Annotated in this window: 25 protein-coding genes; 11 read left to right on the forward strand and 14 right to left on the reverse strand. The window is 60.2% G+C overall.

What is annotated here, in order from left to right; translation table 11 throughout:
- Positions 1 to 31 precede the first annotated feature (31 nt).
- On the reverse strand, positions 32 to 325 hold the full coding sequence (locus ABIB48_RS01850) for a lactococcin 972 family bacteriocin (RefSeq protein WP_110106788.1): 294 nt from the start codon (positions 323 to 325) through the stop codon (positions 32 to 34).
- A 449-nt stretch (positions 326 to 774) separates the two neighbouring features.
- Between ABIB48_RS01850 and ABIB48_RS01855 the strand changes: the two genes are divergently transcribed.
- Positions 775 to 951 (forward strand): helix-turn-helix domain-containing protein, encoded by a 177-nt coding sequence (locus tag ABIB48_RS01855; RefSeq protein WP_170120978.1) that lies wholly within the window; start codon positions 775 to 777, stop codon positions 949 to 951.
- A 508-nt stretch (positions 952 to 1,459) separates the two neighbouring features.
- Here ABIB48_RS01855 and ABIB48_RS01860 read toward each other — a convergent pair.
- The 5 genes from ABIB48_RS01860 to ABIB48_RS01880 all read right to left on the reverse strand — a co-directional run bounded on the left by ABIB48_RS01860 (position 1,460) and on the right by ABIB48_RS01880 (position 4,986).
- Positions 1,460 to 1,837, reverse strand: a complete 378-nt coding sequence (locus ABIB48_RS01860) for a PadR family transcriptional regulator (RefSeq protein ID WP_110106791.1) — start codon at positions 1,835 to 1,837, stop codon at positions 1,460 to 1,462.
- A gap of 171 nt (positions 1,838 to 2,008) precedes the next feature.
- Positions 2,009 to 2,950: a DMT family transporter gene (locus tag ABIB48_RS01865; RefSeq protein ID WP_211315134.1), complete on the reverse strand. Its 942-nt coding sequence runs from the start codon at positions 2,948 to 2,950 to the stop codon at positions 2,009 to 2,011.
- A 10-nt stretch (positions 2,951 to 2,960) separates the two neighbouring features.
- The gene (locus ABIB48_RS01870) at positions 2,961 to 3,341 is read right to left on the reverse strand and encodes a GntR family transcriptional regulator (RefSeq protein WP_306457003.1); all 381 of its coding nucleotides are present in this window, start codon (positions 3,339 to 3,341) and stop codon (positions 2,961 to 2,963) included.
- A complete protein-coding gene (locus tag ABIB48_RS01875) occupies positions 3,338 to 4,288 on the reverse strand; it encodes a hypothetical protein (RefSeq protein WP_146213053.1) in 951 nt (316 codons plus the stop codon). The genes ABIB48_RS01870 and ABIB48_RS01875 overlap by 4 nt, the downstream gene beginning before the upstream one ends.
- Before the next feature lie 119 nt (positions 4,289 to 4,407).
- Positions 4,408 to 4,986 carry a helix-turn-helix domain-containing protein gene (locus tag ABIB48_RS01880; RefSeq protein WP_354211610.1) on the reverse strand — a complete coding sequence of 193 codons (579 nt, stop codon included), beginning with the start codon at positions 4,984 to 4,986 and terminating at the stop codon, positions 4,408 to 4,410.
- A gap of 47 nt (positions 4,987 to 5,033) precedes the next feature.
- Between ABIB48_RS01880 and ABIB48_RS01885 the strand changes: the two genes are divergently transcribed.
- Genes ABIB48_RS01885 through ABIB48_RS01895 form a run of 3 tightly spaced genes read left to right on the forward strand, consistent with a single transcriptional unit; the run spans position 5,034 to position 8,127 of the window.
- Positions 5,034 to 5,924, forward strand: coding sequence for a class I SAM-dependent methyltransferase (locus tag ABIB48_RS01885; protein WP_354211612.1), 891 nt, complete (start codon positions 5,034 to 5,036; stop codon positions 5,922 to 5,924).
- 55 nt (positions 5,925 to 5,979) lie between these two features.
- Positions 5,980 to 6,465, forward strand: coding sequence for a hypothetical protein (locus ABIB48_RS01890; RefSeq protein WP_354211614.1), 486 nt, complete (start codon positions 5,980 to 5,982; stop codon positions 6,463 to 6,465).
- A 21-nt stretch (positions 6,466 to 6,486) separates the two neighbouring features.
- Entirely contained in the window at positions 6,487 to 8,127 is a 1,641-nt protein-coding gene (locus ABIB48_RS01895; protein WP_354211616.1) for a DUF1990 family protein, read from the forward strand.
- A gap of 629 nt (positions 8,128 to 8,756) precedes the next feature.
- Here the strand turns inward: ABIB48_RS01895 and ABIB48_RS01900 are convergent.
- Positions 8,757 to 9,062 (reverse strand): hypothetical protein, encoded by a 306-nt coding sequence (locus ABIB48_RS01900; protein WP_354211618.1) that lies wholly within the window; start codon positions 9,060 to 9,062, stop codon positions 8,757 to 8,759.
- 161 nt (positions 9,063 to 9,223) lie between these two features.
- Complete coding sequence (locus ABIB48_RS01905) at positions 9,224 to 9,487, reverse strand: hypothetical protein (protein ID WP_354211620.1); 264 nt, start codon at positions 9,485 to 9,487, stop codon at positions 9,224 to 9,226.
- A gap of 140 nt (positions 9,488 to 9,627) precedes the next feature.
- Here ABIB48_RS01905 and ABIB48_RS01910 point away from each other — a divergent pair, with 140 nt between their 5' ends.
- Together ABIB48_RS01910 and ABIB48_RS01915 are read left to right on the forward strand one after the other, a co-directional pair.
- Positions 9,628 to 10,209, forward strand: coding sequence for a hypothetical protein (locus ABIB48_RS01910; protein WP_354211622.1), 582 nt, complete (start codon positions 9,628 to 9,630; stop codon positions 10,207 to 10,209).
- Positions 10,210 to 10,216: 7 nt separating this feature from the next.
- A complete protein-coding gene (locus ABIB48_RS01915) occupies positions 10,217 to 10,939 on the forward strand; it encodes an AAA family ATPase (protein ID WP_315915376.1) in 723 nt (240 codons plus the stop codon).
- Here ABIB48_RS01915 and ABIB48_RS01920 read toward each other — a convergent pair.
- The 3 genes from ABIB48_RS01920 to ABIB48_RS01930 are packed head-to-tail and all read right to left on the reverse strand — an operon-like array spanning position 10,936 to position 14,224.
- Entirely contained in the window at positions 10,936 to 11,847 is a 912-nt protein-coding gene (locus tag ABIB48_RS01920) for a sugar phosphate isomerase/epimerase family protein (RefSeq protein WP_354211624.1), read from the reverse strand. The two genes, ABIB48_RS01915 and ABIB48_RS01920, sit on opposite strands and share 4 nt — an antisense overlap.
- Positions 11,844 to 13,088 (reverse strand): dihydrodipicolinate synthase family protein, encoded by a 1,245-nt coding sequence (locus ABIB48_RS01925; protein WP_354211626.1) that lies wholly within the window; start codon positions 13,086 to 13,088, stop codon positions 11,844 to 11,846. Before ABIB48_RS01925 ends, ABIB48_RS01920 begins: the two co-directional genes overlap by 4 nt.
- A gap of 2 nt (positions 13,089 to 13,090) precedes the next feature.
- Positions 13,091 to 14,224: a Gfo/Idh/MocA family protein gene (locus tag ABIB48_RS01930; RefSeq protein ID WP_354212020.1), complete on the reverse strand. Its 1,134-nt coding sequence runs from the start codon at positions 14,222 to 14,224 to the stop codon at positions 13,091 to 13,093.
- A gap of 252 nt (positions 14,225 to 14,476) precedes the next feature.
- Between ABIB48_RS01930 and ABIB48_RS01935 the strand changes: the two genes are divergently transcribed.
- Together ABIB48_RS01935 and ABIB48_RS01940 are read left to right on the forward strand one after the other, a co-directional pair.
- Positions 14,477 to 15,565: a LacI family DNA-binding transcriptional regulator gene (locus ABIB48_RS01935; RefSeq protein WP_315915372.1), complete on the forward strand. Its 1,089-nt coding sequence runs from the start codon at positions 14,477 to 14,479 to the stop codon at positions 15,563 to 15,565.
- A gap of 7 nt (positions 15,566 to 15,572) precedes the next feature.
- On the forward strand, positions 15,573 to 15,995 hold the full coding sequence (locus tag ABIB48_RS01940; protein ID WP_354211629.1) for a pyridoxamine 5'-phosphate oxidase family protein: 423 nt from the start codon (positions 15,573 to 15,575) through the stop codon (positions 15,993 to 15,995).
- 7 nt (positions 15,996 to 16,002) lie between these two features.
- Here ABIB48_RS01940 and ABIB48_RS01945 read toward each other — a convergent pair whose 3' ends face one another.
- Together ABIB48_RS01945 and ABIB48_RS01950 are read right to left on the reverse strand one after the other, a co-directional pair.
- A complete protein-coding gene (locus ABIB48_RS01945) occupies positions 16,003 to 18,192 on the reverse strand; it encodes an HNH endonuclease signature motif containing protein (RefSeq protein ID WP_354211631.1) in 2,190 nt (729 codons plus the stop codon).
- Positions 18,193 to 18,384: 192 nt separating this feature from the next.
- Entirely contained in the window at positions 18,385 to 18,930 is a 546-nt protein-coding gene (locus ABIB48_RS01950) for an AMIN-like domain-containing (lipo)protein (RefSeq protein WP_354211633.1), read from the reverse strand.
- A 221-nt stretch (positions 18,931 to 19,151) separates the two neighbouring features.
- On the opposite strand from ABIB48_RS01950, the gene cyoE reads away from it, so the two are divergent.
- Positions 19,152 to 20,144 (forward strand): heme o synthase, encoded by a 993-nt coding sequence (gene cyoE, locus ABIB48_RS01955; RefSeq protein WP_354211635.1) that lies wholly within the window; start codon positions 19,152 to 19,154, stop codon positions 20,142 to 20,144.
- Between the two features lie 99 nt (positions 20,145 to 20,243).
- Positions 20,244 to 20,867 (forward strand): hypothetical protein, encoded by a 624-nt coding sequence (locus ABIB48_RS01960; RefSeq protein ID WP_354211637.1) that lies wholly within the window; start codon positions 20,244 to 20,246, stop codon positions 20,865 to 20,867.
- A gap of 10 nt (positions 20,868 to 20,877) precedes the next feature.
- Here ABIB48_RS01960 and ABIB48_RS01965 read toward each other — a convergent pair whose 3' ends face one another.
- Positions 20,878 to 21,306: a universal stress protein gene (locus ABIB48_RS01965; RefSeq protein WP_315915366.1), complete on the reverse strand. Its 429-nt coding sequence runs from the start codon at positions 21,304 to 21,306 to the stop codon at positions 20,878 to 20,880.
- A 1,259-nt stretch (positions 21,307 to 22,565) separates the two neighbouring features.
- Here ABIB48_RS01965 and ABIB48_RS01970 point away from each other — a divergent pair.
- Positions 22,566 to 23,339 carry a hypothetical protein gene (locus ABIB48_RS01970; protein ID WP_354211639.1) on the forward strand — a complete coding sequence of 258 codons (774 nt, stop codon included), beginning with the start codon at positions 22,566 to 22,568 and terminating at the stop codon, positions 23,337 to 23,339.
- The last annotated feature ends 2 nt before the right edge of the window (positions 23,340 to 23,341 follow it).

Below are 23,341 nucleotides of genomic sequence, written 5' to 3' on the forward strand. Positions count from 1 at the left end.
TACGGGGGGGCGAGGGCTATTTTAGAGTTATTTAGCAGAAATTGTAGAAGTACTGGTAGCTGACGCCCGGGATTTGGGTAACGGACTTGAACGACCAAGCATTGGCCACAGTGCAGCCTGAACTATAGTTCGCCCCGTTGGCCTGAACGGTCGAGTAGTGGTTCATTCGTGCATGGAAGTAGTTAGAATAAGCCACTGAACCGTTGGTTCCATACTCCAACACACCCCCTCCAACGTTCATGGATGCCGCCATGGCGGGCGCAAGAGCACCAGCCGACAAGGCCGCCGTGAGACCAAGAAGTGCAAATTTCTTCTTAAAGGACATTTCTCCCCCTTGGGAACATCGCTTGAGTAGTAACTTGAGTAGTAAAGAGCTGGCGCGGATAGAAGTAGGCAGAGTCACAGACCTGGCTCAAAACTCGGACGATCGAAGACCTACCTCTTGAGATTTGCCGTCAGTTCACCTTGACTATAACAACTCACAGCAGGCTTGTCGGAATTGAGTGAGATATTTCTTGGAAATTTCTTTTACTTAATTTCAAGTTCCGGTATCTCTGATTGTTTATCGTGCACAATAGCCACGAATCTCCCCGTGGGCCTGTCCACCATTCGCCTAGATTGTTGATTTCCCGCCATATAGCAGCCATGCACAACTAAGATACACCCGCAATGGTTTTGACGGATTACCAATTTCACGCGGCAAGGCGCGGTCGGTGTCGTACCCTCGAAGCAACAAGTTGGCGGAGCAGTGGAGTTGCTGGCGGGAAGCAGGGGTTGTCGTTTTCGGATCGGGCGGACATCGCTGTAGGCATCCTGGCTGGCAAGTCGGATCGGCAGATCGGTGTTGATCTCGGCCGGGACCACACCACTATTTGGCGCGAACGTCGATGGAACTCGACGAAGACCCGTGGCTACCGGCCCGTGAGTGCTGCCTGCTCTGCCGGGCGGTAGCGCAGGCGCCCGGAGACACGGAAAACCGAGACGAACCAGATCCTTGCCGCGCGGCTGAGGGAGGATCTGGGGAGGTCCAGGACGCCGCGGCAGATTGTGGGCCGTTTGCGTTTGGCTATACATCTGCTAAATCGCCATGTCGGGAGTCCTGAGCCCTGGAGATGCTCTCACCCCTGGGATGGGAACACATCAACCTCACCGGCGACTACACCTGGCCACGCAACAACCAGATCAAACCCGGCAAATGCAGACCACTACGGCGCTCGACAGAACCTTAGCGTCGGATATTTCACTTTTTCACAAGCCAACCCAATACCCTCACGCAGATCAGCGAGAATACTCTTTCGGCGACGCCCTGATACTTTACTCTCCAGATACCACTCAACTTTGAACAGATACCAGTTCCTGCCCATCGCATGCCGGACTCCCAGCCGCTTCGACTTGCTCAAGGCACCGCTGCCACCGAAGAACTGTTGGGTTGCATTGTCAGAGTTTTTGTCTTCGATGTTCAGGCCATGTTCCGCTCTGATTCAGGGCCAGGGTGCGTTCCGGCCGTAGCTAGTCCCCTATTGGCTACTTCAACAATTTCCCGCCACTTGCGAACTGCTCCCATACGGGCCTGTTCGCCGGAGTTAGTGAGCGCATAATACTTGCGGGCCGGACCCGAAGTTGAAGGCTGCAGGTAGCTACTGAGCCACCCATCACGCTCAAATCGGCTCAGCACCGGATACACGGCACCCGTAGCCAGCCCGGACAGGCCCACCGCGCGCAGCCTCTCAACCAGGTCATAGCCATACGATTCCTGCTGGTGCAGCAGCGACAGAATCAGCATCGGCAGCACTCCCCTCAGCAATTGGGGGTCATGGGGTGAAGTAACGTAATCCATGCCCGCTAGTCTGCCATAACTATTAGTTACAAACTAATAGTTATGGACCGTTAGTGCGTGGCGTCCTAGATAGGGAAAGTTCGGCGGCGTATCCCCCGCTGGAGCGTCTGCCGCCACGCCAAGGGGCATCCCGGATAATCCTTACCGGAGCAACTTTCTGCCCATCAGGGCTCAGCCGCGCGGCCCGCTCTCGGGAAGCACCACGGCGGTGGACGGGTTCCCGGCAACCTTGCGTCCCTGCGGCTTGAGTTCGCTGACCAGCACGCTCAGGACAATCAGCGCAGCACCCACTAGCGCAAGGCCAGGCAACCGGTCCCCCGCGATACGGCCGAAAACGCCCGCCCAGAGAGGCTCCCCGGTGTAAATGATGGTTGCCCGGGTGGGGTCCACAGATTTTTGCGCCCAGTTCATAGTCAGCTGGATGACGCAGCTAGCCAGGCCAAGCCCGGCCCCAGCGCTAAGCCATATCCAAGAGAACTCCGGAACAGCCTCACCCACAACCGGCATAGACGCGAAAGCTAAAAGACTGCAGACAAGGAGCTGCACAACAGTCACGCGGCCCAAGTGGACCCGGGTGGCAAAAAGGCTGATCAGAACAATCTCAGAGGCAATCGCCACGGTACTAATCAGTGTCACGACCTCCCCCTTACCCAGACCCCCCGAGAAGGCTTCGGGCCCTGCAAGGAGAACTAGCCCAGCGAAGGCCAGCGCTGCTCCGGCAAAGGCCATGAGATGCGGGCGTTTTCGGAACACCGCCCACTGGAGAAAGGGCACCATGGGCACAAACAGCGCCGTCAGAAACGCGGAGGTACTGCTGCTGATGGTCTGCAGGCCCACGGTTTGCAGACCATAGCCAAAGAAAATCGTGATGCCAATGGCGGCACCGGCGCCCGCATCAGCCAGGGTCATGCCGCGCAGGGTGCGATGGAAAATAAGGCTGGCAACAAGTGCGGCAACACCGAAGCGGACACCCACGAAGAACATGGGTCCGCTGTATTTCATGGCCAAATGAATCACCAGATAGGTCCCACCCCACAGAATCGTGATGAACAGCAGGGCAAGCTCTGGCCAGCTCAGGGAAAAGGGGCGTGGTCTACGCGCGGTGGGCACCATTCTGTCCATATTAAGGCATACCCAGGTCTGTTGACCTCACTTCCAATGCGCTTTCAAGAAGGCTGCGTGCGGCCTCATCACCAAGCCCCAAGGACCGGATTTGATGGACGTAGTCTGCGGCCGCTTTTTGGGCCTGGTGCACGATGGGATCCTCATGAGAGCAGACAAAGGTACCGTGGCGCCCGCGGGTCTCAATGACGCCATTTAGTTCAAGTTCCCGGTAAGCGCGGGCCACGGTGTTGGGTGCCAAGGCCAAATCGGCGGCGAGTTTCCTTACCGTAGGTAGCCGTGTTTCTGGTGCCAGCGATCCCTCATTGATGAGACGCAAGATTTGTGCGCGAAGTTGCTCGAAGGGTGGCAGAGCTGAACGAGGGTCAACGGTGAGCATCATGGTTGGTACGGGGTGCTCGGGGCAGGGCCCTGTGTAGTGGCAGCGAAAGCAGTGTTGGTCCACAGCCGGTGGCGGAAGTAGTTGTAGGCTCCGCCGTAGCCGAAGAACATGACGATGGCGATGAATCCCCACGAAATGGCCAGTTCCCCATAGGGGGACCAGAGTGATGAAGTGTGGGATGGGTCGATTGCCTCGGCTAAACCGAGTCCGGCGGCGGCCAGTGCCAGCCACGCCAACCCAGCACTCAATTGGCCCAACTTCCGGAATGTGTCCGCCCGCAGGGCGTCATCCCACGCCAATTCCAGGGGATCGCTAACAGGTTGGGGCTGTTGCAGCATCCTTTGGGAAACCAGTTTGGATCCTGTTGCTACCACTAGGGCGAGAACCAGGAAGGGCAATGCCATACTTTGCAAGAAGGCGCCTCCGTTGACCTTTCCGGCCGCTCCCATGGCGAGGACGGTGACGTCCAGGGCAACTGCCAGCGCAAGGAGAAGTGGTGCTGTTGCTCGCCGCCAAGGGCTCATGTAGTCGGCAGCATCGACAGCCGCCGCCCTGGCCATGCGTGGGGAGTCCTCACGCTTGGTAAAGAGGGAGTCCCGCAGCGCCAGGGCAACGTCAAAGGTGGACATGCCGATGATGAACGCGGGAAGTACCACGAGCCACGAGAAACCAAAGATGGGCCCAGGCGTGGGTGTCAACAGCAGCACGGTAGCGGCAACCAAGGTCCCGGCAAGGCCACCAAGCCACTGTGCCGTGTCGCTGCGGTGAAGCCTGCGGGCAACGGAGGTATTGATCTCATCCGTTCCCATGGGAAGGCCCACTCGATCCCAAAACCTCTGCATTTGGCTCTGCCTGAATCGGCGGAACTGCGAAGCCGCTGCCACGCTTGCCGCGAGCAGTGCGAACATTCCTAGCAGTACCCAGGAAACTCCTACATCAGTTGACATGACTCCCCTTAGTTCTGATTTCTTTGTCTCAATGTATCATTACAATGAATTGAGGCAATACCGACAGCACGGCTGGCTGGCAGTGGGAGCCAGCGCACGGCCTCGGACTAGTTCTCCCACTACCCCGCCGCGTGGGGAGCGTCGTGAAGGTGGGCTCGTTCGCCGTCGTGGTTGAAAATGGAGAGGATCTCCACAGGACCCTCGTGGGCGCAAATGGCGTGCGGGACCATGGTGGAGAATTCGGCCACCTCGCCCGGGTGTACCAGGATGGTTCGCTCCCCCAGTTCCAGCCGCGCAATCCCGGCTAGAACGGTAAACCAGTCCCGACCGGGGTGCACTCCGAGCTGGTGGGGCCGGTCCGGGGTGATGCGCATTTTGGCGACGGTCTTGCCGTTCAGGCCGTCTCCCGTGGAAAGTACCCACGTGGTAAGGCCTTGTGAGTGGCCGGGCTGAGGGCGGATGACCACATCCTGATCGTCCGCTGTCTCCACTAGAGCATCCAGAGTGGTGCCAAAAGCGCGGGCGATGGGTACCAGCTGGTCCAACGCTATGCGCCGATGCCCGGTTTCAAGGCGGCTGAGGGTGGACTGGCTGAGCTCGCACCGGGAAGCGAGGTTCTCCAGCGACCAGCCGCGCGCCAGTCGGAGGCTGCGGATCCGTTGGCGGATCAGGGCATCAACAACAGATTCTTGCGTCATACGCAAAAGTGTATGCGTTATCAGCACTGGAAAGCTACCGTGGAAATATGAGCAACCACGAACACGAAAAACACGCCCAAGGCCACGCACACCCTCACACGAACGACGCCGAACTAGCGCAGACACTCAACCTAGACGCCCGCATCCTCGGCTCCTACCTGACAGAGGCCACCGCCTGGGCAGCATCCCTTGCTGCGAAGGAGCCGGAGACAATGATTGATGTGGGTGCCGGATCCGGTGTGGGCACGGTTGCGTTGGCACAGCAATTCCCGCATGCAGCAGTCACCGCCCTAGATAAGTCGGCGCAGATGCTGACCATGACCCGTGCGGCGGCAGCCGAGAATGGGGTCGGGGCTCGCGTGCGTGGGATCCAAACCGATCTTGATGAAGCCTGGCCGTCGGAAATAACAGCGGATCTGTTGTGGGCGTCCTCCTCCCTGCACGAGGTGGCCGATCCCTACCGCGTTCTGACGGACATGTTCGCCGCACTGAATCCAGGCGGTCTGCTGCTAGTCCTTGAAATGGACGGGCTGCCCAGCTTCCTCCCCGAAACTCTGCCGGCAGGCTCGCCGCTGGCACCGGGCCTGGAGCCGCGCCTCCATGAAATCCTGGCCGGCATGGGCTGGAACCACTTCCCGGACTGGCAGCCCGTCCTGGCAAGCGTGGGATTCACAGTCCAGCGCCGCCCGTTCCCCACCGTGGGAAGCTCGACGCCGGAACTTGCCGCTCGCTATGCCCGTCACTTCCTAGCACGCATCCACCAGACGCTCGCTGGCGCGGCCTCCCCTACCGACGCGGCCTCCCCTACCGACGCGGCCTCCTCCGCAGACATGGCATCTCTCGAGTTGCTGCTGGGTGACGGACCGGAGTCCTTGGAACGCCGTGGAGACTTGCAGGTGCGTGGACACCGCACCGGTTGGGCTGCCCGCAAGCCGTAAAGACACCGCTAGTGCGGGCCTGTCACTGGCGCCGCACGTGGATTAGCCTGAAAGCATGACAAGCATCGTATGGGCACCCGCAGACCTCATCATTGCCACGAACAAGGACGTGGCCGTGCGCTTTGCTGGGGTTGAAGTTACGGACAACATCCCCGAACATATGTGGCGTGTTCCGGGCGAACGGGGCATCAGGGTCCATCTTGCCGGGGTGAGAGGCGAGGTCACCATGGAACTTGACGGCGCCCATAGCGCCGCGTTGGAAGCCTGGGTGGCGGAACGCAAAGCCCACGGCCGGGAAACTGCGGGGCGGGCTCCCGTCATGCCGGGCGAGACGGTGCTTACCCCGGTCCAGGTCGTCATCTCCGATAACCACGACACCGAGTACAAACGCGTGGCAGGCAAGGTAGCAGGCACAGGGAACGAGTGGGACGCCTCCTGGGTGTTCCTGCCCGAGCCGCCTGCAGGGGTCAAGCACCTTTCCCTCGAATTCACACTTCATGGCGAACTGACAGGCAAGAGCGTCCGCATCCAGCTGGACTGACGGTGCCGGTAGGCTAGGGCCATGCCACAAAATCGCCGTGTTCTGGAACCTGCCGCTCTGCTCGCCGGGCCCCGTGGCCGGCGGCTTTGTTTGGAGCTTGCGGGCTTGGCCGCCGATGCGGTAGCCACGGAATCTTGCGGCACAGGGCAGGATAGTGGCGGCTTTGGGTCGGCCAGATTCTACGCCGCCTACAACCGCGACCCGGATCGCGGCACGTCAACTGTTCTCTTCGGACCCGGCGCCGAGCAGCCGGTTCCGAACCCCACGGCCCAGGACGTGGCCGCTCTACTGGAGGCGGTGCCGCTGCCCACGCTCACGGAGTCCCTTCTTCTGGAAGCGCTCAGTTCTACAGTCAACTCGGCCCGTTACTGGCAGGAGCCGGACGGTGACGACGTCCTGGCCGCCACCCCCGCAATGCGCCGCGCCTTACATCGCTTTGCCCAGCAGTTAGCGGATTCGCCGCTGACGCACTGGTGGACGTCTCCCCTGGAGCCTGCAGCCCAGTGGAACGCTGCCTTCGTTGCGGACCCGCCACGTCCGCCCGCGCCAAAGGGAAACACCGCCGAGACGCTCACACAGTGGCGGCTGGAAACTCCTCAGGACGAGGCCAACGCCGTCCGTGAACGCCCCAGCGACCCCACCTCGAACTGGAGCGGGGATTGGTGGTCCCGCCCGCCCTGGGCACTGCCCACCAGCACCCGCATGATGCATGGGACGGAGTTGGGTCCCGTTCGGTTGGGCCCCGTTGGCCTGTGGCTCGTAGAGGACGGCTTCGGCGAGGATGAGGCCGTCCTCGAAGCGCTCATTCCGCCTGCCAAAGCCCGGATTTACGAGATCGACTCCCCCGAAGACTGGGCCAGGCTGTGCCGCGAGCACTCACTGGAGGTGACGGCCTCCAAGCGTCAGGATTGGTACCGGACCACGGGGCGCAACGGGAAGTGGCTCATGCCGGATTGGTCCATGCTGAAAGAGAAGTACGACGCCGTCCACCTCACCATGGGTGGGTACCTGACAACGGCCGGGCGCGAGATCACCATCGATGAAAAATACTCGTCCGTATTGGCTGGCTGGGATCCCGACGCAACCTACTGGCTCTGCGAGGTTCCGGCGGATGCGCCATCGCGGCAGACGTGGCGTCAGGATCCGGACGGTCTCTCCTGGGCGCCCCAAGGTGACCGGCCCCGCTGCCGGACGGCACCGGAACGCGGCCAGTGGATCTATAACGTGCAGGGCTACCGGGTCTCCGAGGTGACCACTGTCCTGGGCCACGGTGAGGAACTGTGGCAGCGGGCATCGAAGGACGTGCTGACGTGGAAGGTTAAAACCCGCAGCGGCTTCAGCGTGGACACACCGGGCCCCGTGGTGGAGGGCCAGAACGTCAATGTCACCGCATCCTTGCTGGGTGTGAAGGTTGTGGAACCCGTGCAGGTGGTTGCCGTGGTGGACACCCCTGACCGCTCAGGCTTCGCCTACAGAACCCTGCCGGGACATCCCGTCAGCGGAGAGGAAGCCTTCATTGTGCACCGTGACGGTGACGCGGTGCACCTGAGTATCCGCTCCCTAACGCGTGCCGCCCCGCAACAACCGTGGCACGGGCTGTTTCCGGTATTGCTAATGGTGCAGAAACTCGTGCGGTGGAGGTACTTCCGCGCCCTGCGCTAGCCACCAGTTCCTCGCCGTCACCATAGGCGTACTTGCCGCCCCGCAAGGCGGAGGCCACTGCTGCCACCAGACAGGCCACGATGGCGAAGCCAAAGGCCACGGCCAGCCCGTCGGCAAACGGGCCGGAGATCAGAGTCGGGAAGAACCCGCGTCCGGTGAGGAAAGCAGCGTCGGCCGGGGGAAGTTGCGCCAACGCGGCGGGGCCCAGCAAAGTCTGGACCGGGTTGTATCCCAAAAGTGAGGCAAAGAGGACGGAGACCGGGGGCAGGCCGGCGAGGCGTCCGGCGTCGGCCGCGCTCACCCCATGGGCCATCAATCCGGCATTCAGGGTGGCTGGCAGGGTCCGGGCCAGTCCCGTGACCATGAGGAAGAAGAAGCCGATGGAGAGCACCATGGCCGAGTTCTGGAAGGTGGTGCTCATGCCAGCACCCACGCCACGGCGGTTGGGCGGCAGCGCGTTCATGATGCCGGCCCGGTTGGGGGCGGCGAACAGGCCCATGCCAATCCCGTTCAGCAGCAGTGCCAGGGCAAAAGTCCAATACGCAAAGTTCACCGGCAACAGCAGCAGCCAACCAAAGCTGAGAGCCGCCACCACCATGCCGCCGGTGGCCAGGAGTCGGGCTCCGTGCTTATCGGAAATAGCGCCCGAGATGGGCCCGGCCACCGGCGGTGAGTGGGAGCATGTAAATCCCGGCCCACAGTGGCGTATCCGCAAAACTGTAGCCATGGCGCGGCAGCCAGATCCCCTGCAGCCAAATGATCAGGATGAACATGACCCCGCCACGGCCAATGGCGGAGAGCACCAGCACCAGGGCTCCCCCTATCACCGCAGCCAGAACCCACGGGTTACTCCACCCCATGGTGTGAACACCGTAGGGGTGAATGCCGTAGGTGATGCCCACCAACACGGCAATCAAGCCCACCGCGAAGCTCACGTTCCCCCACCAATCCAGACGTGCGGGCGTCCGCGCTCAGGTATCGTGCAGCCGCAGGTACGCTCAGACTGTGCCGAAGAGCCCTACAGGGACGGACACTAAGAACACCAGCCGGCCAAAGCTGACAACCAGCACGGCTGTGACCACCATGTAGCCCATGATCAACCACAGAAGCAGGCTGGTGTTTCCGGGGCCAGGGGGTTAATGCCCACACCGCGAAAAATATCGGGCAAGGCAATCAGCAAAATGGAGGCGTTGATGGAGGCCATGAGGACGCCAAGAGTGGTGTTGGAAAGGACTATCCACTTGTAGTGCGGATTGGCTAAGTCCCGCACCTGCCAGCTTGCAGCTTTGCCGCCACCACGCACTCTCGCTTGTTCCACAATGCTGCGCCCCTCATCAGAATTTGGGGCAGGGAAATTCATTGCCTCTGCTAACTATCAATGCTAGTCCCGTGCGAGCTGTGGGGACCTGAAAGGTTGCTGGGAAGACTATGAAGCCCGCGTGGCGTAAGGCTCGCTCCAGTATTGCTTCCGCTCAATCCAGTCCTCGATAGAGTAAGTGCATGAGTCTTCGCCCCAGTCCCTATTGCGCCGCCGCCAGCTGGATCATGAACTCCGAGCTGCCGTGGCAGCGAGTTCTCACTTTTGGTCCGGCGGCGTTTGACAGCCATTCCCGGCTGCGCTTCATCCCGGATCCCACCCGGGCCGGACAAGACGAAACTGACGGCCCTGTTGCTACCGGAGGGCTTTCCGAGACCGAACGGCTAAACATTGTGGTGTCCACTTTGCTGAGCTACACCACAACACCTCAGGAACTCTTCTTCGCATTTTGGGACGGTTACGGATTCGCCATGCCCGGCGCCCGCTTCGAAACCCCGCACCGGGAATTCTTCCTCTATCACGGGAGCGTTTCGGAGAACGGAAGCTGGGACATTGCCACAGAGGATCAGGCTCCCGGACAGCCGTGGCTGCCAGAGCCTGCCTACATCTGGCCGGCAGACCGGTCATGGTGCGTTTCCAACGATGTTGACCCGCACTGGGCCGGAATTGGGGCAGGAGCGGAAGCCATCGAGGCCCTCTGCGAGGATGAACGCCTTGATGTTATCCCTGCCGATCCGGCCCAACCCCAGCCCTTCTACACCTAGGAACCCCATGATCTTTGGGCAAACACCCCTTCACCATGTGGGCATCAACGACTTCAACCCGCCCAATCCAGACATCTGGCCCGCAACCTTGGCCCCCGTGCAGCACATACTGCGCGAGGGCCTGGATCTGGGCCGCGCCACGGTGTTCGTGGGCGAGAACGGCTCCGGGAAGTCAACACTTGTCGAGGCCATCGCCATGGCCTACGGGGTGAACCCGGAGGGCGGCTCCACCGGCGCCATGCACCACAGCCGCCCCACCGAATCCGATCTCCACTCCTACCTCAAAGTGGATCGCAACATTGGCAGCAGCAAATACGGCTACTTTCTGCGCGCCGAAACCATGCACGGCTTCTTCAGCTACCTCGAGGACAACCCCTCCACCGGCATCCCTGACAGTAACTATCACGAGATGTCCCACGGCGAATCGTTCTTAGAGCTGATCGTGAACCGTTTCCGGGGCGGCGGACTGTGGATCCTGGACGAGCCCGAATCCGCACTATCCTTCTCCGGCTGCCTGTCCCTGCTCAGCGTGCTCACCGCGTTGATGGACGACGGCGACTCCCAAGTCATCCTCTCGACCCACTCCCCGCTGTTGGCATCCCTGCCGGGAGCCGACATTTACGAGGTGGGGCCGTGGGGGTTGCGTCCCAACAGCTGGGAGGAGCTTGAACTCGTGCGGAACTGGCGCTCGTTCATGGATGCGCCGGAACGCTTCCTGAAGTACATTTAGCCAGCTAGTTCGCGCACCAAATGTGGTTCCACCAGTTCGGCGTAGCGGGCCTTGACCGTGTCAACGACCTGCGCGTAGGGCAGGTTCCAGATGTCCTCGTTGAAGATTTCCACCTCAACAACGCCGTTGTAGCCTGCCTCGGCAACCCACTGGCCGATGGAGGCGAAGTCAATTACGCCGTCGCCCATGAAACCGCGGGACAGCAGTGCCTCGGCGGCGATAGGCAGGTTGAAGTCGCAGACCTGGTAAGAGGCAATGCGGCCCGCTGCGCCGGCACGGGCGATCTGCTCGCGCAGGGACGGGTCCCACCAGACGTGGAAGGTGTCCACCACAACGCCAACAGCCTCGACCGGGTGTGGCGCGGCCAGATCCAGAGCTTGACCCAGGGTGGAGAGCACTGCGCGGTCTGCGGCATACATGGGGTGCAGCGGCTCGAGCACCAGGCGGACACCGTGTTCCAGTGCGAACGGCACCAGCTCGGCGAGGCGGTCTGCCACGCGCTGGCGGGCCAGGACAATGTCTTTGCCACCAGCCACGGCGGTAGCTTCACCGCCCCCGTCTACGGCGCCGGGTGAGACACTGAAGTCCGGCAGCCCACCCACCACCATGATGATTTCGGTGGTGCCCAGGGCCTTGGCCTCGAGGATGGCGGCCTTGTTATCGGCCAGCGCTGCGGCCTGTCCAGCGCCATCGGCTGCGGTCAGGAAGCCGCCACGGCACAGGCTGGAAACCTGCAGACCGGAGGCCTTGACCAGCTCGACGGCCGTTTCTAGGCCAACCTCGGCCACCTTGTCACGCCACAGCCCAATGTGTTTCAGGCCCGCAGCCACGCTTAGGTCAAGGGCCTCGGCCAGCGATGCCTTCTTAATGGTGGCGGTGTTGATGGACAGCTTCTTAAAGGTGCTCATGCTTGTGCTCCTTCCAGGACGGTGGACTCGGCGCCCTTGGCCACTGAGGCGACCCCGGCCGCGTTCAAGAAGCCTGCCATGCGGGTGGCTGCCTGTTCGGGATTGAGCAGCAGCCCGGCTGTGTTGGCCAAGCGGAACAGCTTGACCAAGTGGTTCAGGTCCCGGCCTGAGTGCAGGCCGCCGACCATTTGGAACCCAGCCTGGTAGCCGTTGAGCCAGGCAAGGAAGGCAATACCCGTTTTGTAGTAGTACGTGGGTGCCTCGAAGATGTGCAGGCCAAGATCCCGGGTGGAGTCCAGGATGGCGCGTGCTTCTGCCGAGCGGCCGGCATCGTACTCCTGCAACGCAGTGGATGCGGCAGGGGCAATGGCGGCGAAGATGCCCAAGAGGGCGTCCGAATAGTGTTCGCCGTCCCCGTCGATCAGTTCCGGGTAATTGAAATCGTCGCCCGTGTACAGACGCACGCCCTCAGGAAGGCTGGCACGCAGCGCAACTTCATGTCCGGCGTCGAGCAGGGAAACCTTCACCCCGTCAACCTTGGAAGCGTGGGCCTCAATCAGCTTCTGGAATGTTGCGGTGGCTGCGGCAACGTCGTCGCTCCCCCAGTAGCCGGCCAGAGCCGGGTCAAACATGGTGCCCAACCAGTGCAGGACCACGGGTTGCTTGACCTCGGAGAGCAGGGTGCCATAGAGGTTCAGGTAATCATTGGGACCGGAGGCAACCTTGGCCAAGGCGCGGGAAGCCATAATGATGACCTTGGCCCCTGATGCCTCGACCACGGCGATCTGCTCTCGGTAGGCAGCTAGCACTGCGGCTAGCCCGGCCTCGCCCGGCTCCACCGTGGCGGGATCCAGCTGGTCGGTGCCGGCACCGCAGGCCAAAAGGTCACGCACGGTGCGTTCCGGGGTGGCAATGAGCGCGGCCTCGGCGGCGGAGCGGTTGATGAGCTCCTGCGTGGCGGCCCAGTCCAGTCCCATGCCGCGCTGTGCGGTGTCCATGGCGTCGGCAATGCCCACGCCCCAGCTCCACAGCTCACGGCGGAATGCCAAGGTGGCGTCCCAGTCAATGTCAGCCGGGGCGCCGGGGACGTTGTTGCCCAGCACCTTCGGGGTGACGTGCGCGGCGGCGTAAACCTTGCGGGAAGTGATCAGCTCGGTGGGTTTGCGCCAAGGACCAGTTGCATTCAGCGTCAGGTTCTCTAACTCGCCGCTGGGCAGCGGAAGGGTGATTGAGAGTGTCATTGTTAAAGCTCGATTTCTGGGATGTCCAGGGTGCGGCGCTCGGCGGAAGAGGCCAGGCCCAGTTCGGCCAGCTGTACGCCGCGGGCTGCGGAGAGCAGACCGAAGCGGTGTTCGCGGCCGGCCACAACATCGCGCAGGAACTCTTCCCACTGCAGCTTGAAGCCATTGTCCAGGTCTGCGTTCGCGGGGACTTCCTGCCACTGGCTGCGGAAGGATTCGGTCACGGGCAAATCCGGGTTCCAGACGGGCTTGGGTGTGTTGGCGCGCTGCTGGGAGACGCACTTGTTAAGGCCGGCGACGGCGGAGCCGTGGGTGCCGTCGATCTGGAATTCAACAAGCTCATCGCGGTAAACGCGTACGGCCCAGGAGGAGTTGATCTGGCCAATGACGGCGTCACCTTCCGGGGTTTCGAGCTCGAAGATGCCGTAGGCGGCGTCGTCCGCCGTTGCCTTGTATTCTTTGCCTGCCTCGTCCCAGCGAGCCGGGATGTGGGTTGCAGTCTTGGCGTTGACACTCTTGACCTTGCCGATGATGCCCTCAAGGACGTAGTTCCAGTGGCAGAACATGTCAGTGGTCATGCCGCCGCCATCTTCCTTGCGGTAGTTCCAGGAGGGGCGCTGTGCGGCCTGGTGGTCACCTTCGAACACCCAGTAGCCAAACTCTCCGCGGATCGAGAGGATGCGTCCGAAGAATCCCTCGTCAACAAGACGGCGCAGCTTGACCAGACCCGGTAGGTACAGCTTGTCATGCACAACGCCTGCTGTGATGCCGGCGTCCTTGCCGATGCGGGCCAGCTCGATGGCCTCTTCGAGGGTCTCCGCTGTGGGCTTCTCGGTGAAGATGTGTTTGCCATTGGCCATGGCCTTCTTCAAGGTGGCGGCGCGCAGGCTGGTCATGGAGGCGTCGAAGACGACGTCGACCGTGGGATCGGCGATGATCGCATCCAGATCGGTGGTCCAGTGCTCAACGTTGTGCAGTTCCGCCAGTTCGCGGACCTTCTCGGCGTTGCGGCCTACCAAGATGGGCTCAATGCCAACTTTGGTGCCATCTTCTAGCGTCAGCCCGGTTTCACGCAGGGGCAGGATGGAACGCAGCAGGTGTTGGCGGTAGCCCATGCGCCCGGTGATGCCGTTCATGGCAATGCGAATGACGCGCGGCTTGCCGCCGGCGACGTTGCTGGCTTCGTTGCCAACAGATGTGGACTGTGCAGTTGCCTGCTCGGTGGATGCTGTCAGAGTCATGTGAATCTCCCGGATGGTGTTGTTGGAGAGCCGGACTGCCCGGCGTGGCCTGATACTTGGAAAGCGCTTTCCATCTGCTGTTCAACATATCATTGGGGCAACCCGTTCACAAGACCAAACCGCGTCCTTCATGACAAGGAAAATGCTGTGCCCGTCAAACTCACTGAGGTTGCCCGCCTTGCAGGCGTCTCGCTAGCCACTGCATCACGCGTCTTGAATGGTTCCTCGCGAAACCCGGCCGCCGACATCACCGAGCGGGTCAGGGTTGCCGCCGAAGAGTTGGGGTACGTAGCCAATGCGCAGGCTCAGGCGCTGGCCCGCTCAACCACGGGCCTAGTGGGACTGGTGGTGCACGACATCGCCGATCCTTACTTTTCCGCGATTGCCCACGGCGTTCAGGAGGTTGCGCTGAAGTCGCGGCGCCAGGTGCTGCTGGCGGGGACAGATTTTGGCGGCGGTGACGGGGCCACTGACGGTTCCACTCACAGCGCCACTCACAGCGCCGAACTAGCGGCCGTGAATGCATTCATCTCTTACCGCACAGATGCCATCATTCTTGCCACGTCACGCTTCCTCGAAGAGGACCCTCTGCTGAGCCGGAATCTGGAGCGGTACATCAAAAATGGCGGCCGGGTTGTCACCTTGGGAGCCACTTCCATCCCTCATGCCAAAGTGATTTCCATTGGCAACTTTGAAGGTGCCCGTGATCTGGTTGCTGCGCTGGTGGACCGGGGACTGGTGCGCTTTGCCATTCTGTCCGGACCCCATGACAGGAACACTGCGCGATCACGCGTGTCAGGTTTTCACCAGGCCTTGACTGAGCGTGAATTAACTCCCCTGGCCGTTGTGGAAGGCGAATTCTCGAGCCGCGGTGGGTTTAACGCCACCCTGGAATGCCTCGATACCTTGGGGATCGTTGCCGCAGGTACCTCCCTGGACTCACCCCTTTGCATCCTTGCCGCCAACGACGTCATGGCTCTCGGAGCAATGACTGCGCTGCGGTCCAGGGGACTAAGGATTCCCGAAGATGTACAGGTTGCAGGATTTGATGACATTCCCACCCTGCGGGACCACTTCCCAGGACTGAGCACCTACCGGCTGCCCCTTGAAGAAATAGGGCGGCTGGCGGCAACCCTGGCGCTAGAGGCGGAAACGCAGACCGGATCGACAGTCACAGGGACGGTAGTGCTGCGGGAAAGTGCTGGCACCACCGCCAGCTCGGCGAATGGTGCATAATCACAGTATGAACAGTGAAGAGCATCCGGGTCAGGTTATGGGCGAAGACGAAGCCTGGCGCTTCCTCGAACACACACGCTTTGGGAGGTTGGCACTAAGCGTGGGAAACATGCCAGACATTTTTCCAATCAACTATCTGGCCCATGATGGGAAACTGTTGATGCGTACCAATCCCGGGACGAAGTTGGCGGAGCTAACCATCAATGATTCCGTGGCTTTTGAGATAGACGGACTTACCGAAAGTGAAGCCTGGAGTGTGGTACTCAAGGGCACTGCCCGGGTACTGGAATCGCAAACAGAGATTGACGCAGCCAGCGAACTGCCTCTTACTCCCTGGCTACAAACCTTGAAATACACCTTCGTGGAGATTCTCCCCCATAGTGTCCGGGGATTCCGGTTCGCCCTAGGCACTGAGCCAGAACGGTACTAAAGGAGCTCTACGCTGCGTCAGCGAGGCCCAGAAGCTGCTGATCTTGAGCCCGTAGGATCGCCAAACGAGTCAGAATGGCGTCGTCTTCCTCGTCGTACGGCGTGGCCGCCGGAGGATCGGGCAGAGTATCGCCACCCCAGCAATCCTCGGTCAAACCAACACCGTCCCAGCTCTCGCTGTCCCCTACAACACCGTCCCAGGAATCGTTGCTTCTCTCCTGCCTCGCTGCGGCAGCTAACGGCTCGCCAGCTAAGATTCGCTGGCCAATTTGCCCACCACTGGGGTGCTGCCCTAGCGAGCCCTGGATAATCTTTTTCAACCATTTCGGATAGACCGGCGGTTGCTGTTCCGGGGGTTCTGGCGGGCAGTAACGGCCTGAAGGCGATATCCACGAGATGGTTCCGTTTTCTTCCACGCGGGGCGACCAGCCACGGAGCCGAAGGCTCTGACGCTCGGGTTCTGCAATGCAGCGCCGCCTACCATGCCTGTCTTTGTCATCTTTGAAGTGCTTAACCCGATGGTGGTGCCCGCACAGGTGCTCCAAGTTGTTATAGATGGACCTGCCACCGCTTTCGAAGCTCTTAACATGGTCTACATCGCAATTAATAGCTTTGGCCATGCAGCCGGGGAACTGGCAGTAAACATCTCTAATCAGCAGCATGGTCCGCATGGCGCGGTCGATCCGATAACGGTCCGGATACCGATCGATGGGTCTATTAGTTAGGGGATCAACGAGGACTCTGAGGAAGCTGCCGGCCTCTACGGCCAAGCGTTTGGCGACTTCCATACTTATAGGTCCGGTTCCCTCCATCCATGCCGGCTCATTGGTCACGCCGAGTAAGGATAGCGCCGGAACTAGTAGGACAGGAGTGACTTGTGGCAGCGGTGGCCATACTTCACCACTGACGGTGCTTGCAATACTCAACTCTGGCAGCTGGGAATTGCAAAGCCAATCCGGGCGGTTGCGAGGATCCGGCTCGTGAAACAAGGGGTCGTAGTAGTTGGCATCTTCAAAGACTGGAACTTGCCACGGGTGGAGCAGGGCCCCACCGCGATCAGGGTCGGGGAAAAGCCCCTCCCCACATGCATCTGGCTCCGGCCGCAGCTGCCATGGAAGCAGATCGAGACTAGCGCCGGAATCACCGCCAGAAGCCGAGCCGTCCATTTGTCCCCAATGGCCACGGGTACTCTCAGTGTTTGTCACTACGGGGTTTGCAGGCACCGCGTTTGTGGTTCCGGCCTGTGATGAGGCTGGCAAATGGATGCCGTTCTCGTCCATACTCTGCCTCAGCAGCAAGGCGGCCGCCACGTCTGCGCGCAATTGCGAGAGCGTCCGGACTTCATGATCGCCCCGGGCGGCTTGTGCCGTATAAGTGCACTGGTCCCAGATCCCCTCGATAGTAGGGGCTGGACCGTAAAGGCTAAACCAGGACATACCGTCAAATCCACGGTGGACACGCACATTCCGGTCAGCATAAGCACGCCTGGTCCGCGCCACGATGGTCTCGGGATAGCTGCGCTCTCGCAATCTGCGGGCGGTAGAGCGAAAGCTTGGCAGAGTTTTATTGCCGGCATGCTCCAACAGACGCTTCTCGAAAGAATCGATGGCTTCCTGCGGGATCTCGGCTTGGTGTAAAAGGCTGGTTTCCTCCGCAATGATGAGCGCAAAATCCCAGCCCAATTCCCCTGCTGAGAGCAGTTCCATGGAGGTGGGAAGTTTCCGCACTAACATCATTGACTTCTCGATCAACACTCCAGCGACACTCTCAGGAACATGCAAAATATTGGCCAGCTCGGCGCTAATCTGGTCCAAGGCGCAGCCTTTCTGCCACCAATCGAGCGTCAAGAGCCCGCCTTCCAGCATGGCTGCAGATTCCAGGCGGTCCACCATGAGTGCTACCAGAGCTGCACATTGGTTCTGATGCCTCCGCAGAGCTGAAAGTGCTTCACCACAGCCGTCTATCAGCGCCCGGACACTCTCAAGCTGCGATTGGGGCGCAGCAATTTCCGATGGGCCCTCATCAGGCTGCGCACTGTTTGTTCCGGGAATGGGCAGCGGCGGTAATGCCTGCATGGAGGAAATGAACCACGACAGCGGTTCAAGGGTGGGAAGAGCGAGCCCGTCAATGAGGTCCGCCGCACTGAGTGGGGTGGATGACGCGTCCCGATCCGCCGGGACTTCCCTCGAATTGCCCATACCACAATTATAATATATAGATATGGCTAGATCAATAGAAGCCTAAATCTATACGTATATAAATCCGATTATCGCGATAGGCAAAGCCGCACCGAAGACCGAGCCGGCGGTCAGGAAAAAGGTGAGTGCCGCCGTCGTACTTGAAGAAGTACAACAGCGGCACTCGAGACTTCTAACAGCGGCGGCAGGTGCCTACCAGCGGTGCGCCACGTCAATAATGATGCGGGATGTATTGCCTGGTCCGTTCAGAACAAATGCCGTGAAGGGGAGCCTGGCCCGGACTCCTAAGGCCAAGGTGGTGGTACCTTCAAAGCTGCCTGCTAGGGCTACCTGACGGAAGGTGGCATACCCGGCTGTATTGACCAGCTCGTTACGGTTGGCGGGAGTGTAACTAGCCGCGCCACTGCTGGTGTAAGCGGGAGCTTTGACGGTTATTTTTAGATCGGCCGCGCCCCGCACGGGAACTGCCACGCCGCTGCCTGGCCGCACCACTTCAGTCACATATTCAACGGTGTAGCCATTGGCTTGGCCCTTGAGATCCACCACCAAGCGGTCAAAGCACGCGTGCTGACCTGCGCGAACGTTGGCAACTGTGGCGTTAGAAGCGCTCCCTGCCGTCTTGGCGAGAGAGCCCCACGTAATGCCACAGTAGGGCGCCGCCTGTGCCGGCGCGGGTGCTATAAGGATAAATGCGGCCAGCAACCCCACAACTGCTAGCCAGGCTTTGATGTATTTCATGGGAATCACCCTTTCCGGAAGTGACAATGTTTAGCTCATATATGAGTTATTTCACGGTAGATCTTTGCTGTGCTCCTCGCAGCAGTCCGGGCAGAAAGAACTCCCAACTGTTACAGCCTGCGTTCCAGAGCAGATAATCGTTACCTAGGTCTCCGTAGCTGATGGTTTGTGACGAGCCGCGATACGCTGGTGAGAATCACCGTTCACTCTTGGAGTTGCCCATGGCCGTGCGCAGTTTTTCCGATCCGGGTCAGCCGGACCATCTAGACGTAAGCACCAGTTTTGACGGTACGACGCACCTGGATGGTAAAGACAGCGCATTGGCTGCCCGTGCCACAGGATCATCATGGCGTGCTTCGGTACTGCGTTATTATTCGCTGACCAAACCGCGGGTGCTGTATGGAAATGTACTCACGGCGGCCGCCGGGTTCCTCTTTGCCAGTCCTGGCGCGCTGGACTGGTTCCTGTTCTTGGCAGTATGCATCGGCACCACCTTGGTCATTGGCTCCGCCTGCGTTCTGAACAATGTTCTTGACCGCGATATTGATACGTTGATGGCCAGGACTAAAAAGCGGGCCACTGTCACGGGAGGTGTGGGGGCACGCAATGCTCTCATTTACTCCGCCCTTCTCGGTCTAGGCGGCATGGCCGTACTAGTGGCGTGGACCAACACATTAGTTGTGTTCGTGGGATTGGCCGGCTTTTTAGCTTATGTGGTGCTCTACGGCATGCTTTCCAAACGCCTGTCCATCCACGGCACCTTGGTGGGCAGCGTATCCGGGGCCGCACCCATTCTGGGCGGCTATGTTGGAGCCAGCAACGAGCTCGACGCCGGCGCAGCAATAGTCTTCCTCATACTATTTTTCTGGCAGCTGCCAGCGTTCTATTCGATCTCCATTTACCGGCAGCAGGAATATGCCCGAGCCAAGGTGCCTGTCATTTCAATTGTTCGAGGTGTTGCCAACACCAAGGTTCAGATCCTGGTGTACACAGCCGTTTTCGTGGCTGTTTCACTTCTCCCCCAGCTCTTTGGCTATACCGGCTGGTTTTACACGGCCCTGATGGCAGTCCTCGGAGCCGGGTGGCTCGTCTTGGCCGTTCGCGGGCTTCGCACCACGGATAACGATCGTTGGGCACGCCTCATGTTCCGATACTCACTGATCATGATGTTCGCTATTTCGGCGCTACTCACAGTTGGCCCGCGCCTGCCCTGAGCAAAAACTCTCCGCCGATGAGTCCTAGACCGGGCCGGCCCTTGACCGTGAGTAAAAATCGGCTTCCAATTGAGGTAAGGGCTTATTTAATTTGGCCCTGTGCGTGCGTCCGGACGGGGCAGTCCGGCCAAGGTGCCGGGAGGTCGAGACAAAATGGTGTTCCTTGTTCTTGCAGTTCTAGTGGTGGCAACCACTGCAGCCACCGTATGGATGGCAGGCTCAGCAATCCGCCGCAAAGCTGATCCCGACGCAACGTTTTGGTACACGTTCACGGGCCTGTGCATAGTGATGCCCATGATCTTGATCCCGGCGATGAAAACGCCTGCACTATCTGGTGCCTTGGTTCTGGTGGCGGCTGCCACGGCCGTTGGAACACATTTTTATGCCCGTCGGCACGCACGTCAGGCGGCTGCCAACAAGCGAGACCTCGCACTTGTTGCTGCTCTTGAGGAGACCTCGGCCTGGCATGAGTCACTGCTCGTCCAATGGAGCCGTTACGAATTGGACCCGGCTGCAGCCATTGATTTTCCGGATATGAGCGATGTTGGCGTTCCTGAAACTGCCTCCCTTATCAGAGCAGTAGCTGTTGCGGGACGGCTCTCCCCCGCGCTGAGTAGTGAGGCTCTGACGGAGCAGCAGATAGGGACCTACCAGCAAGCCGTGGCCCAGCTTGCGGCTGCCTTGGAGAGGGCCGAAGCTGCGGCACAGCACAGTTCCTTCTGAACCAGGAGCATTACTGAACCACGAGTACGGGCACGGGCGATTGGTTGACCACTGCAGCGCTGACGGAACCGAGCAGCAAGCCCATGATGCCGCCATGACCACGCCTTCCCACAACGAGCATGCGCGCACCTTCTGCAACGGCGGCGAGCCCACTGGCGGCCGGTCCCTTGATGAGTCGGGCCGAGACAGAGTTGGGTACGTTCTCACCAAAGGCCTGGAAGAGCGCGTCGCGCAGAACCTTTTGCGCACCTTCCTCAAAATTCCCAATGCCCAATGCCGCGTAGCTGGCGTGTTTGGTGGGCATTTCCCAGACCGCTACAGCGTCCACTGCGCCACCTAGCTCTGCTGCCAACCGAGCACCTTCTTTGAGTGCGCGGACGGAGGCTGGCGAACCGTCAACACCAACAACAATACGGACCTCTGGCGTAGCTTCAGACACGAACTGCTCCTTACGGTTGCGGGCGATTCCCGATACTCCTATTCTCCCGTAGAAAGCCAAAATGACGTAGTTGGCCTGTTTTTGGGCTCGCCGCAGAAATCGGATAAATCCTACGCTAAGTGAAAATTGAGCCGCTCTTTCCCGGGAGTCGTCGCGGCTGCAGTAGATCATCCTGTGGAGGTCACCCGGAGTGACAGTGAATCTCTGGTGCTCATCTCAGGTAGTGCAGACCGAGCGCGCACTGCCCTGCTGGAGCTGGCAGCTCAGCTTGTTGCGGTCTCAACGAGCACCACCGGAACTCTCATCAGGCGCTTGATCGGCCGTTTACGGCGGATGCTGGCACTGAGTACGGCTGATCAGCAAACCTGCGCCAACGATGTCCTGTCCGCGGCACGCGGTTCGTCCACCTGCGGGACACCTAGGTGTTTTTTAATTGAGTCGTGCTTTTGTCTCAAGTTGTTGATTGCCGTTCGCGTTTCGTCGGCCTTCGCTTGCGGGTGCGTGGCCCTATGGTTCGAGACTCCACATCCTCGCGGACCCGATATGAAGAAGGTCCCGAAAGTGTCGCTCTGCGGCGGCGGAGTACTGAATGTCAACGGTTCAACGCGAATTAAAATGAGTGATCGCAATGGCAAACCCGACCCTATTGTCCTCTTGGTCGCGCCAGATGCCAGGTGCGGGGTTTTGCATCCTCGTACCGGGTTATTTTCGGTCACTTCGTCTTGCGTTGAATACCAGGCGGCGAATCGAGTAAACCAATCAGGTTCCCAGTCGTCGTTGAGTACAACCCGAACAAGTACCAGAGCGGCAAAACTCCGGACTTCCACACGGGTGCGAGAGAGTCGCTCTACTAACTGCGCCGCCAACGCACCCAGCTGAGGTGTGTCAAGGATCTGGGACGTTGATACTGGTATTGGGTGTTCTGCCGGGTGACCCTATGTGAGACTGACGGCTCCAGGCGGGGTTTGTCTTGAATCTGATCTGTCTGCTCGGCGGACGCCTTCTATTAGGTGGCGGTCAAGCGGGCATGACCTTATAGGAGCTTGAGCACGGCCAGTGATCTCGTCAACGTCTTGTCTGCCAGCCTGATCGCCACCTTTCAATTGTAGGCAGATTAGAAGGATGGGAAACAGGCCGCGTTGACTCATAGAAAACCTCCGCGTAGCCGTATACGTTGCCTCATTTGATTTCCTCCGCTTCGGCGTGGCGTCAAATTCGTGTTTGCGGTATCGGGTACGCCAGTTTCTATGGAGCTGACAATGGCGCAACGACAAGCAGTGGTGAAGAAGCGGGCCCTGACTTACAAGAGGTCCTCGCGGGCTGTAAAGACCCGGATCCTTGATGAATTGGTCGAGTTGACGGGCTGGCACCGGGACTACGCGCGTGCGGCATTGCGGCATGCGTTGAACCCTCCACCACCGAAACCCAGGACGGGCAGGAGGCCACTCTACGGGCCGGACCTGATCCCGCCGTTGGTGTTGTGCTGGTCGGTGTTGCGGGCCCCGGCAGGGAAGTTGTTGGCACCCATGATGCCGGCCCTGGTGCCACTGCTGCGCAAGGAAAAGGAGCTCGTCATCACGGATGCCCAAGCGGCATTGCTGGTGCGGATGAGCGCAGCAACCATCGATAGAAAACTGGCAGGAGCCCGATCCACGATGCTCCCGCATGGACGCTCCCACACCAAGCCCGGGTCCTTGTTGAAGTCGCAGATTCCGATGCGGACGTGGGCCGAATGGGATGACGCCGTGCCTGGTTTCGTGGAGATCGACTTGGTCGCCCACGAGGGCGGGAACGCCTCCGGTGAGTTCTGCTTTACCCTGACAGTGACGGATATTTCCACGGGCTGGACCGTCAACCGCTCGGTGCAGAACAAGGCCGCCAAATGGGTGTTTGAAGCCCTGCAATATGTCATGGCCGCATTTCCGTTCCCGATCATCGGGAACGACTCGGATTATGCCGAGGAAAACGCTAAGCCGAGGGAGCGTGCTGTGGGCCATGTTCTGCGGGGAATTGGGGTATTTTCCTCGGCTTAGTG

It is taken from the genome of Arthrobacter sp. UYCu511, from assembly GCF_040547105.1.
In the GTDB taxonomy this organism is placed as follows: Bacteria; Actinomycetota; Actinomycetes; order Actinomycetales; family Micrococcaceae; genus Specibacter; species Specibacter psychrochitiniphilus.

Coding starts and splice junctions, on each gene's coding strand:
- ABIB48_RS01950 (WP_354211633.1), bottom strand. CDS start 18,930: ATGAAATACATCAAAGCCTGGCTAGCAGTTGTGGGGTTGCTGGCCGCA.
- cyoE (WP_354211635.1), top strand. CDS start 19,152: ATGGCCGTGCGCAGTTTTTCCGATCCGGGTCAGCCGGACCATCTAGAC.
- ABIB48_RS01875 (WP_146213053.1), bottom strand. CDS start 4,288: ATGTCAACTGATGTAGGAGTTTCCTGGGTACTGCTAGGAATGTTCGCA.
- ABIB48_RS01945 (WP_354211631.1), bottom strand. CDS start 18,192: ATGGGCAATTCGAGGGAAGTCCCGGCGGATCGGGACGCGTCATCCACC.
- ABIB48_RS01970 (WP_354211639.1), top strand. CDS start 22,566: ATGGCGCAACGACAAGCAGTGGTGAAGAAGCGGGCCCTGACTTACAAG.
- ABIB48_RS01930 (WP_354212020.1), bottom strand. CDS start 14,224: ATGAACGGCATCACCGGGCGCATGGGCTACCGCCAACACCTGCTGCGT.
- ABIB48_RS01920 (WP_354211624.1), bottom strand. CDS start 11,847: ATGAGCACCTTTAAGAAGCTGTCCATCAACACCGCCACCATTAAGAAG.
- ABIB48_RS01850 (WP_110106788.1), bottom strand. CDS start 325: ATGTCCTTTAAGAAGAAATTTGCACTTCTTGGTCTCACGGCGGCCTTG.
- ABIB48_RS01885 (WP_354211612.1), top strand. CDS start 5,034: ATGAGCAACCACGAACACGAAAAACACGCCCAAGGCCACGCACACCCT.
- ABIB48_RS01865 (WP_211315134.1), bottom strand. CDS start 2,950: ATGGTGCCCACCGCGCGTAGACCACGCCCCTTTTCCCTGAGCTGGCCA.
- ABIB48_RS01895 (WP_354211616.1), top strand. CDS start 6,487: ATGCCACAAAATCGCCGTGTTCTGGAACCTGCCGCTCTGCTCGCCGGG.
- ABIB48_RS01915 (WP_315915376.1), top strand. CDS start 10,217: ATGATCTTTGGGCAAACACCCCTTCACCATGTGGGCATCAACGACTTC.
- ABIB48_RS01870 (WP_306457003.1), bottom strand. CDS start 3,341: ATGATGCTCACCGTTGACCCTCGTTCAGCTCTGCCACCCTTCGAGCAA.
- ABIB48_RS01940 (WP_354211629.1), top strand. CDS start 15,573: ATGAACAGTGAAGAGCATCCGGGTCAGGTTATGGGCGAAGACGAAGCC.
- ABIB48_RS01890 (WP_354211614.1), top strand. CDS start 5,980: ATGACAAGCATCGTATGGGCACCCGCAGACCTCATCATTGCCACGAAC.
- ABIB48_RS01860 (WP_110106791.1), bottom strand. CDS start 1,837: ATGGATTACGTTACTTCACCCCATGACCCCCAATTGCTGAGGGGAGTG.
- ABIB48_RS01925 (WP_354211626.1), bottom strand. CDS start 13,088: ATGACACTCTCAATCACCCTTCCGCTGCCCAGCGGCGAGTTAGAGAAC.
- ABIB48_RS01880 (WP_354211610.1), bottom strand. CDS start 4,986: ATGACGCAAGAATCTGTTGTTGATGCCCTGATCCGCCAACGGATCCGC.
- ABIB48_RS01910 (WP_354211622.1), top strand. CDS start 9,628: ATGAGTCTTCGCCCCAGTCCCTATTGCGCCGCCGCCAGCTGGATCATG.
- ABIB48_RS01905 (WP_354211620.1), bottom strand. CDS start 9,487: ATGAATTTCCCTGCCCCAAATTCTGATGAGGGGCGCAGCATTGTGGAA.